Genomic DNA, 13,576 nt, shown 5'->3' with positions numbered 1-13,576 from the left:
AAAATTAATATTTTTCTATCAATACTATGTTATCATATATTTTTTTAAGATAAATAAAATTCAACTACACTAAAAAATATAACAATAAAGTCGTTTAAAAATCTAAGTTTCATTCCACAATAGTACCTTATTCTGGAATAAGTTTGACATTCAACATAAAAATGACCATGGGAACCTAGTCTAGTTACTTCTTACAAATTCCTTTATAGCGGATGCCACTTTTTCAGGCTGTTCTTCGGCAGCAAAATGCCCGCAATTTCCGATTATCCTTGCTTTGATATTTTGTAAACCATTTTCTCTAAATCCTTTCATATATGTTTCAATATATATACGTTCATCTTCTCCGCGCAGATAGAGAATCGGAATCAAAACGATTTCACCTTTCGACGCGAAATTATCTTTTTGATCCTGATCAAAATATCTATAAAAATCAAATCCTGCTTTCAGAGCTTCTGGACGGGTGTAAGCATTGGTATATGATTTTCTAAGGGCATCACTCATCTTCTTACCTTTTCCTGCAAGGACATCATAAAAGTAGGAAAAATATAGAGATTCATTACCCGCAACAAGTTGTTCAGGTATTTCAGGTATAGAATGAAAAGCAAAATGCCAGATGTAAGGATTGCTTTTCACTATGTCCCAAGGATCAACTCCTGGGATAACGACATTCATAATAACCGCGCGTGTAACCCTATTTGGAGATTCCTTTAAAAATGCATAAGTTATTTGTCCACCAACATCACATCCGACTAAGGTGACATCGGTTAAATTCATAGCATCCATAACGCCTCGAACATATCTTGCTATATTCCGTTTGCTGTATGACTGTAGCGGGATTTTCGAGTCTCCTATACCGGGCAAGTCAATGGCTACAACATGATAGTCCTCAGATAGGACTGTCATAACTGTTTCAAACTCTAACCAACATGCCGGCCACCCATGAATAAAAAAGATTGTTTGCTTTGACTCTGAACCTGCTTCGACTACATGGATAGGTATCTCTTTAACAATAACCTTCCTGTGTGTGAAGAATGGTTTTGTACCTTTTTTCGTATTCACCATTTTGTCTCACTCCTTATAAGTATGTTGACCACAATACGAGCAATCGCAACCAGTTTCTTGACTTTATACAAGTTCCCAATGAAATAATTCTATTTAAGTAAATGGTCTTGCCATTAAACAAAACTAGTTACCATTGGAACTTCTATAACTTTTATCTCTATTTATCAACCATCTCCTGTTGACACAAAAGGGAACTTGTGTTCTTTTTGTAATTTTCAGAATACACTATTTATACCTGTTAATCAACCCTTTAGCAGACTAATTATCCTCCATATTTACCCCCTCATATAAAGTGAAACTTTAATCAGTGGGGGTTTTGTTCATCCCCCACTGATTATTAGTTGAACCAATCGGGCGTTTACGTGCAGTTGATCTCCCACCTAACTTCCTCGCATTCTCCGAATTTTGAGGTGGGAGTCTTACTGCCCGTTAATGCGGGATAAATGAGTGATCAATCTTTTTTATTATCAATACATGAAACATGAAAAATCATAAAAAATGAAAGGTGATACATATTAGTCATGTATCACCCTTATAATTCTTGTTCAACATTCGCGCCCTTTAATAAAAAAATGTTTTTTTAACGAATTTACCGAAAGAATTCTCCTTCCTCAAGCGTGTGAAGGGCGATAGCCCAACGGTAGGTGGGAGATGAATTTCGGTTTGGCATAGCCAAAAACTTTTGATAAACTAGCTATATGAAGTTCTTTGATAACTTGATATATGAGGTTGCAGGAAGAAAATAGAGTGCGAAAATCAAGCCATTCGGTTCCTGCGTAAAATATCAACCGTACCAAGAGAGCACCCAAGCGTTGGACATCTAGGGGTGGAACACCCCGAAGTAACGCTCAGGGAGACGAAAGGTTACTTTCGTCGTGGAACTGAGAAGCTCCCACTTCAAGCTTTGCTAAGTGGTGAGTAGTTCACTGAGTTTAGATAAATCTTCCTCGTTTGACAAAAGATAAATCTGCCATTATTATCAATTCGTACTTATTTATGGGAGTGATAAAAATGAAAATTTACGTTGATGCAGATGCTTGTCCTGTAAAAGATATTATTATCTTTGAAGCTACGAATGCTGAAATTCCTGTTACCCTCGTTACTAGCTTTTCTCATTTTTCTAATGCGGAGCAGCCAGCAGGTGTGGAAACAATTTATGTTGATTCTGGAGCAGATGCTGCGGATTACCGGATTATGCAGTTAGCAAAAAAAGAAGATTTAATCGTTACGCAAGATTATGGTCTTGCTTCGCTCGGTTTAGCAAAAGGCTGTGTAGTTCTTCATCATAAAGGGTATAAGTATACAAATGAGAACATTGACCAATTATTACAAACACGTTATTTAAGTGCAATGGCTCGAAAAAGCGGAAAGCGTACAAAGGGTCCCAAACCGTTTACAGCAGAAGATAGAGAAAAATTCAGGGAGCTTTTTAAAAAAGTAATTTCACTTTAGAAACAAACTGTCTATTTGCAGGGGAATCTTGGCAAAGAAAAGAAGAGAATATCAAAATTAACATTCTCTTCTTTAGGTTTACCCGTTTAAAAAGAAGGTAAATTATCTAAGTTAGTTTCTTTCATACCATCTGGTTCACTACGTATAATATCCCTGCCATACTTATGGAATACGTCCACATGAGCTAACTTCCCTGATTTTGCTTCATCAAGAGCAGTAATATAATCTAATTCTCTTCCACTACTTGTTTTAAAAGCAATCAAATCACCTTCATCATTTTTACGAACTGCAACAATTTGTTCTACTCCTGAATCGACTTCCCGAGCTACTTCCAATTGAGCTTGCTCTTCTCCTTGATGTAAGTAATCATTATAAACTTTTTGAAAATCTTTTTTATCCATAAAACTCACCTCCAAAACATTTTATTAGTATGTTTGGAAGCTATTAGTTTTATGTATTCTACCTATCAAATTAACAAAAATACACTCCCAAAAAGAGATAACCCAAATCATAATTTTTTCAATCTATTACAAATTCATTTTTAAATTTTATAGAGTACCTCTCAATATTAGGGAATTAAAACTGTTAATGTTTACTTTTTCGAGATTACAGTAAACATCCCCGTCATGTTTGGTGAGTAATCTTGAAAATCATATTTTTCATAGAACGATTCTTTACCTTGTGATGCAAACAAACCGACAAATGCCTTATCCGGGGCATTTCGATTTAAATATTCAACCAAAATATTCATTATTTCTTTCCCAATACCATTTTTCTGATAATCTGGATGAACCACTATATCTTGAATATAGAAATAGATAGCCCCATCACCAACAATTCTCCCCATGCCTACAATTTGTTCATTATCATTGACAGTGATGCAGTGAATTGAATTCTTCAGTGATGTTTCCACCACTTCAAAATTCATATAATTAGTCCATCCGACAGACTCGCACAAATATTTATATTCTTCCAATGTTGGAATGTTATTTTTAAACTCATATTTCTTCAAAATGTATCCTCCAAGTCCTCAATTTCAACAAGTATATAAATTCGACATCTTTTAATATCTACGCAAATTCTTCAAAGTCTCCAATATATCATCTGTAAAAACAGTAGATCCCTCTTTCTCCAAAGCTGTAAAATACAAACTTCTTAAGAAAGCTCTAACATTTTGGATTAAAATAGCATACTGAGGATGTCGGATGTCTTCAGCAATTGCTATACTATGTAGCCAGTTGCTCCATTCCTCTTCAGTTAAAAGATTTTGGTCCCGCAACGACATAATTGGTTTTACTAATCTCTCATCCTCAAAGTGTATGTATACGTAGTCATTCATACGAACCTTTTGACGAACAGCAGCTAGTATAGCATATGAAAACTCGCGATTTTGTATCGTACGTGCTAAAGCATCTAACGCATCTGCAGCATGTGCCGTAGAGTGCGCCCATCCTTTTCCTTCTACGTAACCCCTTACATCTTCTTCTAAATATACATATTCCAAAACTTGTTCTGCCACACTGTACAGTTGTTCTTCAGTTAACAATGGTTCTCTTTCATGAACAGATAAAATAAGCGGCGGAATTAACACGGAAAACGCACGTTTAAAAACAGAGTCTGTTCCCTTTTCACCAATTTTATAAAATAAATAATCAGGACTAATTGCTTGTAACATTAATCCTCTTAATTCTTTTTGTCTAAATACATCATTTGTAATCCATGTGTGAAGCGTACTATAAATCAAATCATCACGTAATTCAGCATCTGGTGATCCGATATAATCTAGCATCCACTGTGCATATGGATATGCATCTACATCCTCTGGTACAGCATAATTGTTATTTTGTATTTGTTGTAATTCTTCTTTTAATTCTTGTACTTCCGTCATTATATGTCCTGTCCCCTTTTTACGTTTTTCAACTTATTTTTGCCTTATCCCCTGTAATTTTTTTCATAAAATTAATTTAATTATAACAATAAATAAAAGGTTATACATATATTTCTGACTGTGCATTACTTTCGTTCATGAAAGATAACATCTGGATTTCCAAAATCACTATTCAGAAATATAGCATCCGCACACGCTTTTGGATTATGCTCGTCTATATACATCTTACAAGCTGCATGATATCTGTTCGAAAACATCTTCTCGGCTTCTTCATAACTTCCAAAAGCTTTAGTCTCTCGCTTTGCACCACGTTTTCTAGCAATCTCAAAATCTGTATCTACAAAAATTTTATAATCAAATAAATGCTCAATGTCTTTTTTTAATAGAAATGTCCCATCAACTATTAACACCATATTAGGCGGAGCCACTACAGGTGCATTATGTACAGGGATGTCAGTTATTAAATTATGAGAAATCGTTTCATAATGTAAATCTCCATTAGGTCCTAAAGGCATTAATAATCTTTCTTTAAAAGCTGTATAATCGTGTGCATCTTCATAATATCCTCTTGCAGATTCTTTACCTTGCGCATATCGAATCGCTCTCGGGTTATGAAAATCGTCAATAGTGGCGCGTGTTACTTGCACTCCCTGTTTTTTCATTTCCTCTGCTAGTTCGTTTGCAAATGTTGTCTTTCCTGAGGCTGTAATACCACTTACTCCAACTCTTAACGGATGACTTAAATTTAACGCTAAAATATGATCAGCAATTTCTTTCAGTCGTTTTTGGCGATGCACGACATTCCCTCCTTAATGTTGTTTACATAATATAATTATGATAAATATTTTTTGTCACTATTTGTCGGTAAATCAATATTTTGAAAAGACCGTTGATATATTTCAAGTTACGACCGATATATTTCAAAAATTGTTGATATCGTTCCATTGACTATTGATCTAGATATTCCCTACTTCGCTTTCAACCCTCGATACAAAGCAGTTCGCAACTCCTGCTTGTATTCCTCAATTTCTGGCATATTGAGCTCTTCAGCTAGTCGAATGGCTAATTCAATATCATACGGTACTCTTACTAGTTGAATGGAAAAACTCGCTGCTTCTTTTTCATTGTAAGTTCCTTCAAAGATTAAATATGACGCTTGTGTAATTTCAAGAGGATTTCCTACACTCCCAGCATTACATAACGTTTTCCCTCTGAAATTTTGAACAAACGCTTGGTGAACGTCACCGTAGCAAACGACATCTGGTTTTCTTTCCCCTTCTATATTTTCCGTCAAATCACTATTTTCGAACATACTAACACGCTCTTCTCTTGAAGCGTGCGGTTGAATTCTTTCATATAAACTTCTCGGTGAAGCGTGGAACATACGAATGAGTTTCCCACTCATATAGAACTCAATTGAAAATGGTAAACTTCTTAAATACTCATTTTCTTCTTCTGACAGTTGTTTTTGATGCCATTTTAATGCTTCAAATTCAGTCGGTTTTGTAATGAAATCATCCCAGTTTCCCATTACGACTCCTTCACATTCTTTACGAACGATTTCAATTACTTCGCTTGAATGAGGTCCTTTTCCTACTAAATCACCTAGACAAATAATGCGCTCTATTCCTCTTAATTTAATATCTTTCAGTACGGATTCTAATGCTGGAATATTACCATGAATATCTGAAATTACCGCAATTTTATCCAAATGAATCCCTCCATCATTTTTTGTTTACTATATCCGTATTAAATGATTGATACCACCTCGGAACATAAGAAGAAAAATCGTTATGCTCTTCTAAAATTTGGTTCAATCTCTCTTTCATATCATCTACTAAATGTGGTGTAGTTCGATTTGTCCATACTATATCGGATAGGAAAATCATTGCTGCGTATAGCGAATACAATTTCCAAAAATGCAGCGATGGTTCACCTCCGCAATAACCGTGAACTTGTCCTATAGCGAATGGTACGCTTATATTAGTCGTAAATAACGCTACTTTATAAAAATCATGAATTGGATCACCAAAATCGAATCTAGCAAAATCAATGACAGCCCTAAATTCATTATGTTCAATCATTATATTGGCTGGATGAAAATCGTCATGTAAAAATACAATGGGACGACCTTTTAATAAATCTTTATGATTTCCTACAAAGTCTAACACTGTATTTAAATTTAGAAAGTCTACTTTATATTCTTTCAACGCTTCTAAGTATCTCTCATATTTACTCCATATAGACATTTCCCATGAATTACTCACATTCTCTTTTTCGACTAAATGAATCTTTTTCAGCACTTCTCCAGCCTTTTTTCCAGCCCTATATTGCTCTTCAATAGACAAAGTTGTTAATATATCTTCACCATCTAATCCATCAATCCACTCAAATACTTGTACACATTTCTTTAATTCGGTAAGGCTTATAAAATGAATTAATTTTGGCATGGGAATATGCAATGACTCTAGCCTCTGCATATATTCATATTCTTCCTGCTTCCGTTCAAAATATGAAGAATCACATACTTTTATAAAATACGTTTCTCCACTCTCTAATTCAATTTTATATTTCTCATCGAACGAAAAACCTTTTGAAATAACAATCGCTCTTAAAATAAGAGGCCAGTCTAGTTTTCTTTCTATCGCTTTTAAAATTTTCTCCACAAACTCACCTCTATTAATATATGTACATACTACCTAGTACTTGATGCTTCTGTTTTCTTTCCCCTTTAAACTCCACCGCAAACGGATATTCTCCGTACTGTACTAAACGCTCTTGTACGAACCCTACCCCTACCGGTTCACAAAACTGCACACTAATACCACCAAATAATACACTTTGACACTCTGCATTCCACTCTCCATCTCTTATGATTGAACTTACTGTTAACCCCATTACTTCTTTCCATTTTCGCACTGTTTCTCGTACATTATTCACCGCATAATGAATCGTTTCAATTTCTTGTACTTCGCTTTTATGTTCAGCGATCGTCCCTGTTTTACGTAAATCGTTTCTTCTTTCTTCATCCGTTTCATTCCACTGTATAAAGAATGGTAATTTGGGTCCGTCCTCTTCCTGCTTTACAAATAACATTTTCCATTGTAATAGGCGACCATCTTTTCTCACTCGTTTTCCTTCAAATGGTCCTATCGTTTGTAAACCATGCTTGCTTAGCTTAACTGCTAGTTCTTCAATTTCATCTGTTCGAATTGCGATTTGTAGCATTCCTTCTCCATTTTGCAATTTAACAACCGTTTCCTGCACTAATGGATTTTCTGCTTCTTTCGCTTTTTCTTCGTGCTGAACTGCTAAAAATTCTATATATGATAAATCAAAATAACATAAACTATTCCAAGTACCCCAGTTTGTATGCTGTCCACCTTGTACTGTATGAAAACCTAATGACTGCATTTGTTTTGCTGCTTCCTCAGGCGTACAATGAACTGCGTGAACGAGATGATCAAATGCTAACATATTCTTTCTCCCCTTTCTCTCCATCCTTTTATTGTATATTCTCTCTTTCTTTCATTCAATTCAAAAAACTTTAAAACCTAGTTGATTTATAAGATTAATATGCATTATAATGAAACAAATTAATATAATGCTGATTGGAAAAACCAAAGGCACTTTTCTCACACGGGGAAAGTGCCTTTTTTATTTATTATTTTAGGGGGATTATTTATGCAGAAATTAATTGTCTTTGCTATTATTGGGTTTTTCGCTCAATTGATTGATGGAGCGCTTGGAATGGCGTATGGGGTAACGTCTTCCTCTTTATTATTAATGTTTGGTATCGCACCAGCTGTTGCTTCTGCATCAGTTCATTTAGCTGAAGTAGTCACTACTGCCGCTTCCGGTGCATCTCATATACGATTCGGAAACGTTGATAAATATACAGTTTCTAGACTTACATTGCCAGGGGCGATCGGTGCTTTTGTCGGGGCATGTTTTTTAAGTAATTTACCTGGCGATGTAATTAAACCATACATTTCCTTATTTTTATTTACTTTAGGGGTTTATATTTTATTACGATTCATCATCCAAAAACAAATTGTTGCTTCAAATAAGCGTATGTCTGCGAAACAACTTGTGCCGCTTGGCTTATTTGCAGGATTTGTTGATTCAACTGGTGGCGGTGGCTGGGGGCCTATTACGACACCTGTTCTTCTTGCAAGAGGAAATGAAGCTAGAAAAGTTATTGGATCTGTAGATACGAGCGAATTTCCTGTTTCACTCGCTGCAACAATCGGCTTTTTCATCTCTCTTGGCTGGGAACAAGTTAGCTGGGTTTGGGTATTTGCCTTAATGCTCGGCGGTGTTGTTGCCGCACCAATCGCAGCATGGTTAGTACGCATCGTTCCTCCACATTTACTCGGCGTACTCGTCGGTGGCCTTATTATCTTTACGAATATACGTACATTACTTACATCATTTAAAGTTGATCCAACTATTATTACACTTTCTTATGTTGCAGTTGGTCTAGTCGTTATTATTTCTATTTTCATTTCTGTCCGTAATCATTCAAATCATTCGAAACAAACGACGATAGGCTATCCGACAGATCAAAAACAAATGCTACCATAATTGCGCAAAATACCGCCCGATTTGCTTCGGGCGGTATTTTTTATTTTTCAATCTTCCAATTAATCATCGTTTCAGTACTATTTACTTTATTCATATGTAATTTCTCTAATACACGAATAGAGCTATAGTTATCAAGGAGTGTCTCTGCTATAACCGTTTCCACCTCTCCTGTTTGAAAAGCCCACGTCATTAATTCACGAACCGCTTCTGTTGCATACCCTTTATTCCAATATTTCTCAATAAATCCGTAACCAATTTCAACTGTATGATTCTCATTAGGTGCCCCTTTAAATCCTATATCACCTAAAACGATGTCATCTTCTTTTCGAATAACATACCAAGCGCCCCATGGTAATAAAGCCGCATCTTGTTTCACATTTTCTACATGCCCTAAAATATGCGGACCACTATTGTATCCTTGATTATTCGCAATTTGAACCCACTCTTCCGTACACGGGATAATATGTAATCTTTCCGTTTCTAATTTCATAACGATGTCCCCTTTTCCATTAAACAATACTTCAATTTTATCACGAATATAAAGAATATTCATTCTTTTTAACGCGCACATATGTTTATTCTTGAAACAGAATAAAGAACTAATCCCCTTTTGATGTTTATGTCGAATTATATTTTCTGAATTTTCTTTTAATTTTAGAGGATTTTTCATTATTTTTTGCGAAACATTTGTATAACAATTTTTTCTTTGCTTATTGTTACATAATAGTAGGTTCGGGTGGAGTTTTGCAAGCGTTTCCTATACAATAACCGATAATTTTTGACTTTTCCCTACAAAATTCCTTGCAATATTTTCAGAAAGTCATTACAATTGCCATATATTAAAAATCATAGCAATAAATAAATCCTCATCAATCCGATGAGGTAGAGGTTGCAACTTTTAAGAGTATAACGGCCGAGACACAGAGAATGTCATCGACTCCGTTTGAAAGGAAAAGTTGCCGAAGTTTATATTTCTTCTCTGGAAATATGGGCTGGGGCTGTCTCCGAAAGGAACAGAACTGTCACGTTTACAAAATTACCGTGTAGACGTGGGGTGCTATCTTAACGGAAGGGTATGATGGGGTGGTTATTTGTGAAACGTTCCGCCTAATTCTTTTGGCGGTTTTTTGTATTTTTCTCCCCCGCTCCTTCCTATCTTACAAGAAAAGGAGTGTTGAACATGAATAGCGCAACGAATCAAGCTACCTCTAAAACGCAAACTACACAAGGACAAGGTGAATTAAAACGTGGATTAAAATCTCGTCACCTTACGATGATTTCTCTCGGTGGTACAATCGGTACCGGACTATTTCTTGCCAGCGGTAGTGTTATCCATACAGCTGGTCCTGGCGGTGCACTAGTTGCATACGCTGCAATTGGGATTATGGTTTATTTTTTAATGACAAGCTTAGCAGAACTCGCAGCTTACATGCCTGTTACTGGATCTTTTAGTACTTATGCAACAAAATTTGTTGATCCATCACTTGGTTTTGCACTTGGATGGAACTATTGGTATAACTGGGCGATTACGATCGCAGCTGAACTAGCGGCCGTAACATTAATTATGAAATTTTGGTTCCCAAATACACCTTCTCTTATTTGGAGTGGACTTTGTTTAGCTATTATTTTTCTCTTAAATTATTTATCTGTTAAAGGATTTGGTGAATCTGAATATTGGTTCGCACTTATTAAAGTAGTTACTATTATTATCTTTTTAATTGTCGGTTTTATGATGATTTTTGGAATTATGGGCGGCGAATTTATTGGATTTAAAAACTTCACTGTTGCAGATGCACCATTTAACGGCGGAATCATGGCAATTATCGGTGTATTTATGGCCGCTGGATTCTCATTCCAAGGAACTGAATTATTAGGAGTGGCTGCTGGTGAAACGTCTGATCCAGAACGTAATATTCCGAAAGCAATTCGTTCTATTTTTTGGCGTATTCTATTATTCTACATTTTAGCAATTCTCGTTATTGGTTTATTAATTCCTTATACGACTGATAGCCTTGCAGCAAGTGATGTTACAGTAAGTCCATTTACACTTGTATTTGAAAAAGCGGGCGTTGCCTTTGCTGCTTCTGTTATGAACGCTGTTATTTTAACTGCCGTTTTATCTGCTGGTAACTCTGGAATGTACGCATCAACTCGTATGCTTTGGGATTTAGCTCGCCAAGGAAAAGCACCAAAGTTTTTAGGTAAATTAGATAGCCGCGGTGTACCTGTTAACGCATTAATCGCAACATCAGTAGTTGGTAGCGTCGCTTTCATCGCTTCTTTATACGGTGACGGTGTTGTATACATTTGGTTATTAAATGCTTCTGGGATGTCAGGATTTATTGCTTGGGTAGGAATCGCTATTAGTCATTACCGTTTCCGAAAAGCATATATTGCCCAAGGAAAAGATTTAAAAGATTTACCATATAAAGCAAAATGGTTCCCGTTCGGTCCAATCTTTGCATTTACACTTTGTGTGATCGTTATTTTAGGTCAAAACTACGGAGCATTTATGGGAGCATCTATCGATTGGAACGGTGTACTTGTTTCTTACATCGGTTTACCGCTCTTCTTAATACTATGGTTAGGATATAAATTTACTAAGAAAACGAAAGTGATTCCACTTGATAAATGTGAACTGAAATAAAGTACAACGAGCAAACAATATTGTTTGCTCGTTTTTTATTGCAATGCTTCTTCCTTCCCTATTTCTTCTGTTTTTGCAATAATAGAAGAAACATAAATAAAGGTTGGGATCCAATGAACATTCGTATTACTGATGAAGCAAAAGCAGCTATACAGAAGCTAGAACGTGAAGACAAAAAGATCATTCGCATTAGAGGAACAATGACAAACTCTTGTAGTATTTTTGTTGATGTTGATCTAATTTGGGATACATATAATGCAAATGACGCTGTATATGAAGATGAACAGCTTATTGTACAAATGGACTCATTCACAAAAGATTATACTGGTGATACGTTAAAACTTGATTATAAGACGACTGGTTTTAGTATTACGACTCCGAGTGAGACATTGGTGTATGGATTGTCGATAAAAAAATAAAAAGATGCCAATATTTCGTATTGAAGTATTGGCATCTTTTATATTCAAATTAGAGATACACATTAGCCCTGCCTTAAAATCTTATAAAACATTTCCGGTTTATTTTGCTCAATGCTCTCTATTAGTTCTTTTCCAAATATCGTTATACTCTTTTCCCAAGGATGACCTAAATACCCCCACTTCAAGTCCTTCTGAATAAAGAAATAGTAGTCTCCATTTGGGATGATTGGAATTATCCACTCATCAAATTCATTTCTATCGAACTTTAAATATGGATTTACCCAGTAACATTCATGTTGCCAATCAAGTACCGTTATATATTCATCTAATTCTGTATTCTCTCTAAAAGCTTGTAACGCTTTTTCTTCAAGCTCGTCATATGCACTTAAATCCACCGACTCACCGAAATACTGAGAAATATCATATGTAACAAAAGGACTTGGCACTTTAAATGATGGAAATGTAACATCACTCGGTGAAAACTCAAGTTCACTGTATACCCTGTCCCAAATTTGATCGTACTCTTTGTCTGTAAACTCAATCCAATTTTTCATTAAACAACTGCCTTCCCTTATAATTTCAAAGGATTTCCACTCGACTATCCCGAATATATAAATAACTATTCTCGCGAGGAGCGAATGTAATATGAATCTATTCGAACACGAAACGTAAGACCGCTTCATTTTAATAAGAGGTCCTCCCTTTCTCATTTCTTACTATATCATTCATTAACGAAATAGGAGGACAATAATATGAAACGTGATCCATTATTTTCAGCACTATTAGAAAGTGCAAAGACAAATTTTAGCGGCTGGGACTTTTCTTTCATTTCAGAAACTGGTCGAATGAATAGCGAGCCTTTATCATGGTCGTACGGTAGCGCTGCTTTCCAGCTTATGCAACATGCAAAATCAATGTTAGATATGGGTACTGGCGGCGGAGAGTTTTTATCTATGTTACAACCGTTTCCGTCCAGTATGTATGCTACTGAAGGATTTACTCCAAACGTACCAATTGCTCGAAAAAAATTAGAGCCTTTAGGAGTTCAAGTTCTCGAAGTAACAGATGATTCTGCTTTACCGTTTCACGATAACCAATTTGATTTCATAATAAATAGACATGAATCATATAGCGCTTCTGAAGTAAAAAGGATCCTTTCGCCAAATGGTGTATTCCTTACTCAGCAAGTCGGTGGTCTTGATTGTGCCCATCTTAATGAGCTGTTTGGTGCACCGCTTAATTCAGAATTTGCAAGTTGGTCACTCGAAACAGCATGTAGTGAATTAAAGCAAAGTGGATTTACAATTATAGAAGCGAAGGAAGAGTTCCCTCTTCAGCGCTATTATGATATCGGCGCTGTCGTTTATTATTTAAAAGCAATTCCGTGGCAAATCCCTGATTTTACTATCGAACGCTATAATGAGGAATTGTATCGCATACATGAAATGATCTTGCAAAAAGGATATTTCGATGTAAAGCAACACCGCTTTATCATTAAAGCAAATTATGTAGAGTAAAACT

General features: G+C 35.7%; 15 protein-coding genes and 1 riboswitch. Of the genes, 5 read left to right on the top strand and 10 right to left on the bottom strand.

Annotated elements, in window-relative coordinates:
- Nucleotides 1-180 precede the first annotated feature (180 nt).
- Nucleotides 181-1,062: an alpha/beta hydrolase gene (locus U860_RS0106515; protein WP_025147851.1), complete on the bottom strand. Its 882-nt coding sequence runs from the start codon at nucleotides 1,060-1,062 to the stop codon at nucleotides 181-183.
- A 1,011-nt stretch (nucleotides 1,063-2,073) separates the two neighbouring features.
- Between U860_RS0106515 and U860_RS0106510 the strand changes: the two genes are divergently transcribed.
- Nucleotides 2,074-2,514: a YaiI/YqxD family protein gene (locus U860_RS0106510; RefSeq protein ID WP_025147850.1), complete on the top strand. Its 441-nt coding sequence runs from the start codon at nucleotides 2,074-2,076 to the stop codon at nucleotides 2,512-2,514.
- Nucleotides 2,515-2,600: 86 nt separating this feature from the next.
- On the opposite strand, the gene U860_RS0106505 is transcribed toward U860_RS0106510, so the two are convergent.
- The 7 genes from U860_RS0106505 to U860_RS0106475 all read right to left on the bottom strand — a co-directional run bounded on the left by U860_RS0106505 (nucleotide 2,601) and on the right by U860_RS0106475 (nucleotide 7,879).
- Nucleotides 2,601-2,915, bottom strand: a complete 315-nt coding sequence (locus U860_RS0106505; protein ID WP_025147849.1) for a DUF3892 domain-containing protein — start codon at nucleotides 2,913-2,915, stop codon at nucleotides 2,601-2,603.
- 191 nt (nucleotides 2,916-3,106) lie between these two features.
- Nucleotides 3,107-3,526, bottom strand: coding sequence for a GNAT family N-acetyltransferase (locus tag U860_RS0106500; protein ID WP_025147848.1), 420 nt, complete (start codon nucleotides 3,524-3,526; stop codon nucleotides 3,107-3,109).
- Nucleotides 3,527-3,577: 51 nt separating this feature from the next.
- A complete protein-coding gene (locus U860_RS0106495) occupies nucleotides 3,578-4,402 on the bottom strand; it encodes a DUF2785 domain-containing protein (RefSeq protein ID WP_025147847.1) in 825 nt (274 codons plus the stop codon).
- A gap of 125 nt (nucleotides 4,403-4,527) precedes the next feature.
- A complete protein-coding gene (locus tag U860_RS0106490; RefSeq protein ID WP_025147846.1) occupies nucleotides 4,528-5,199 on the bottom strand; it encodes a uridine kinase in 672 nt (223 codons plus the stop codon).
- A gap of 170 nt (nucleotides 5,200-5,369) precedes the next feature.
- On the bottom strand, nucleotides 5,370-6,113 hold the full coding sequence (locus U860_RS0106485) for a metallophosphoesterase family protein (protein WP_025147845.1): 744 nt from the start codon (nucleotides 6,111-6,113) through the stop codon (nucleotides 5,370-5,372).
- Between the two features lie 13 nt (nucleotides 6,114-6,126).
- Nucleotides 6,127-7,068, bottom strand: a complete 942-nt coding sequence (locus U860_RS0106480; RefSeq protein WP_025147844.1) for an aminoglycoside phosphotransferase family protein — start codon at nucleotides 7,066-7,068, stop codon at nucleotides 6,127-6,129.
- A gap of 13 nt (nucleotides 7,069-7,081) precedes the next feature.
- Nucleotides 7,082-7,879, bottom strand: coding sequence for a VOC family protein (locus U860_RS0106475; RefSeq protein WP_025147843.1), 798 nt, complete (start codon nucleotides 7,877-7,879; stop codon nucleotides 7,082-7,084).
- Nucleotides 7,880-8,086: 207 nt separating this feature from the next.
- Here U860_RS0106475 and U860_RS0106470 point away from each other — a divergent pair, with 207 nt between their 5' ends.
- Nucleotides 8,087-8,989: a sulfite exporter TauE/SafE family protein gene (locus U860_RS0106470; protein ID WP_025147842.1), complete on the top strand. Its 903-nt coding sequence runs from the start codon at nucleotides 8,087-8,089 to the stop codon at nucleotides 8,987-8,989.
- A gap of 40 nt (nucleotides 8,990-9,029) precedes the next feature.
- Here the strand turns inward: U860_RS0106470 and U860_RS0106465 are convergent, their stop codons facing one another.
- On the bottom strand, nucleotides 9,030-9,479 hold the full coding sequence (locus tag U860_RS0106465; RefSeq protein ID WP_025147841.1) for a GNAT family N-acetyltransferase: 450 nt from the start codon (nucleotides 9,477-9,479) through the stop codon (nucleotides 9,030-9,032).
- A 385-nt stretch (nucleotides 9,480-9,864) separates the two neighbouring features.
- Nucleotides 9,865-10,057: riboswitch (Lysine riboswitch) on the top strand.
- Nucleotides 10,058-10,169: 112 nt separating this feature from the next.
- Between U860_RS0106465 and U860_RS0106460 the strand changes: the two genes are divergently transcribed.
- Together U860_RS0106460 and U860_RS0106455 are read left to right on the top strand one after the other, a co-directional pair.
- Nucleotides 10,170-11,636: an amino acid permease gene (locus U860_RS0106460; RefSeq protein WP_025147840.1), complete on the top strand. Its 1,467-nt coding sequence runs from the start codon at nucleotides 10,170-10,172 to the stop codon at nucleotides 11,634-11,636.
- Nucleotides 11,637-11,749: 113 nt separating this feature from the next.
- The gene (locus U860_RS0106455; protein WP_025147839.1) at nucleotides 11,750-12,055 is read left to right on the top strand and encodes an iron-sulfur cluster biosynthesis family protein; all 306 of its coding nucleotides are present in this window, start codon (nucleotides 11,750-11,752) and stop codon (nucleotides 12,053-12,055) included.
- Between the two features lie 62 nt (nucleotides 12,056-12,117).
- Here the strand turns inward: U860_RS0106455 and U860_RS0106450 are convergent, their stop codons facing one another.
- The gene (locus tag U860_RS0106450; protein WP_025147838.1) at nucleotides 12,118-12,609 is read right to left on the bottom strand and encodes a DUF2716 domain-containing protein; all 492 of its coding nucleotides are present in this window, start codon (nucleotides 12,607-12,609) and stop codon (nucleotides 12,118-12,120) included.
- 198 nt (nucleotides 12,610-12,807) lie between these two features.
- On the opposite strand from U860_RS0106450, the gene U860_RS0106445 reads away from it, so the two are divergent.
- Entirely contained in the window at nucleotides 12,808-13,572 is a 765-nt protein-coding gene (locus tag U860_RS0106445) for a class I SAM-dependent methyltransferase (RefSeq protein ID WP_025147837.1), read from the top strand.
- Nucleotides 13,573-13,576 lie beyond the last annotated feature (4 nt).

It is taken from the genome of Bacillus sp. H1a (genome assembly GCF_000633475.1).
Taxonomy (GTDB): Bacteria; Bacillota; Bacilli; order Bacillales; family Bacillaceae_G; genus Bacillus_A; species Bacillus_A paramycoides.
Note: the sequence above shows the minus strand (reverse complement) of the source record. Positions and strands in the feature narration are given on the sequence as shown.

What these genes read in the sequence shown, in the direction of transcription:
- U860_RS0106515 (WP_025147851.1), bottom strand. Translation starts at nt 1,062, where the DNA reads ATGGTGAATACGAAAAAAGGTACAAAACCATTCTTCACACACAGGAAG.
- U860_RS0106510 (WP_025147850.1), top strand. Translation starts at nt 2,074, where the DNA reads ATGAAAATTTACGTTGATGCAGATGCTTGTCCTGTAAAAGATATTATT.
- U860_RS0106505 (WP_025147849.1), bottom strand. Translation starts at nt 2,915, where the DNA reads ATGGATAAAAAAGATTTTCAAAAAGTTTATAATGATTACTTACATCAA.
- U860_RS0106495 (WP_025147847.1), bottom strand. Translation starts at nt 4,402, where the DNA reads ATGACGGAAGTACAAGAATTAAAAGAAGAATTACAACAAATACAAAAT.
- U860_RS0106475 (WP_025147843.1), bottom strand. Translation starts at nt 7,879, where the DNA reads ATGTTAGCATTTGATCATCTCGTTCACGCAGTTCATTGTACGCCTGAG.
- U860_RS0106470 (WP_025147842.1), top strand. Translation starts at nt 8,087, where the DNA reads ATGCAGAAATTAATTGTCTTTGCTATTATTGGGTTTTTCGCTCAATTG.
- U860_RS0106465 (WP_025147841.1), bottom strand. Translation starts at nt 9,479, where the DNA reads ATGAAATTAGAAACGGAAAGATTACATATTATCCCGTGTACGGAAGAG.
- U860_RS0106460 (WP_025147840.1), top strand. Translation starts at nt 10,170, where the DNA reads ATGAATAGCGCAACGAATCAAGCTACCTCTAAAACGCAAACTACACAA.
- U860_RS0106455 (WP_025147839.1), top strand. Translation starts at nt 11,750, where the DNA reads ATGAACATTCGTATTACTGATGAAGCAAAAGCAGCTATACAGAAGCTA.
- U860_RS0106450 (WP_025147838.1), bottom strand. Translation starts at nt 12,609, where the DNA reads ATGAAAAATTGGATTGAGTTTACAGACAAAGAGTACGATCAAATTTGG.
- U860_RS0106445 (WP_025147837.1), top strand. Translation starts at nt 12,808, where the DNA reads ATGAAACGTGATCCATTATTTTCAGCACTATTAGAAAGTGCAAAGACA.